This is a genomic window from Candidatus Chloroploca sp. Khr17, from assembly GCF_004138165.1.
Lineage (GTDB): Bacteria > Chloroflexota > Chloroflexia > Chloroflexales > Chloroflexaceae > Chloroploca.
The window spans coordinates 1-1,007 of record NZ_RYFF01000171.1; the positions used below are offsets into that span (position 1 = coordinate 1).

Genomic DNA, 1,007 nt, shown 5'->3' on the forward strand with positions numbered 1-1,007 from the left:
TATGCTGAGAATGAATCAGAAGTACGCTTCTCCAATTGTCTTGACAAAGACATGATTACCCAGGTAAGTGTAACTGTGATCACCAACAGTGGCGACAGTCCTGAGGAAACCGATGTAATGCTTACCAATACCTCGGAACCTGAACTCGCGCTTGTATATGAGGTTGAACTGGATGCTACAGGTTACTTTATGTGGGAAGAATTCCGCAAAGGAACCTATGATGTTTACGTTGAGAAAAACGGTTTCGCACCAATTATGGAAACTGTTGAAATTGACGGACCTACCAACCTGAGCTACATACTTGAGGAACTCCTTGCACCTGTAGCTGACCTTCATGTAACACCAACTGGTTTCGCCACATGGCGTCCGGGCGGAGTTATTCCATTTGAGCCTGCATCATTTGATTTTGAAGCCGATGCACAGGGATGGGATATCCAGGGCAATGTAAACGGATGGCAATGGGGCAACAATGCTTCCCTGTCCTCAGCATTCATGAATTTCAATGGCAACTCGACCAACTTTATTGCCGCTAACGCTGATGCCGCCGGTTCAGGTGGAACTCCGATAGTAGCTATGGCCAAATCGCCAATGATGACACTTGAAAATGCCGATCAGGTTTACCTGAGTTTCGATTACAAACTCACTACCGATGATTTGAGTGTACACTACAGCATTGCTGATGGTGCACCTGTATTGATCGAGCAACTAGCCGCTGCCTCCGCATGGACAGCCCATACAGTGATGCTTCCTGAAGAAGCATTGGCTGCTGATGTACAGATTATCTTCCTGTATGAAGAGGCCAGTACCTGGGGTTATGGCGCCGGTGTTGACAACGTGGTTGTATCCGATGTAGAACCCGATAGCCGTGCCCTTGAATATTACAAGGTATGGTTGGATGGCATCTTTGTAACCGATACGCCAGAAACCTTCTACCAGTATGACCCTGCAACTTTGGTTCCTGGTCAGGAATACTTTAGTGAAGTAGCAGCTGTTTACAGCAACGGTAT

Annotated in this window: 1 protein-coding gene; it reads left to right on the forward strand. The window is 46.9% G+C overall.

Annotated features, from left to right (window positions below; translation table 11 throughout):
* Positions 1-1,007 (forward strand): carboxypeptidase regulatory-like domain-containing protein (locus EKD05_RS25575; RefSeq protein ID WP_165361008.1); only part of this gene is annotated, 1,007 nt, incomplete at both ends.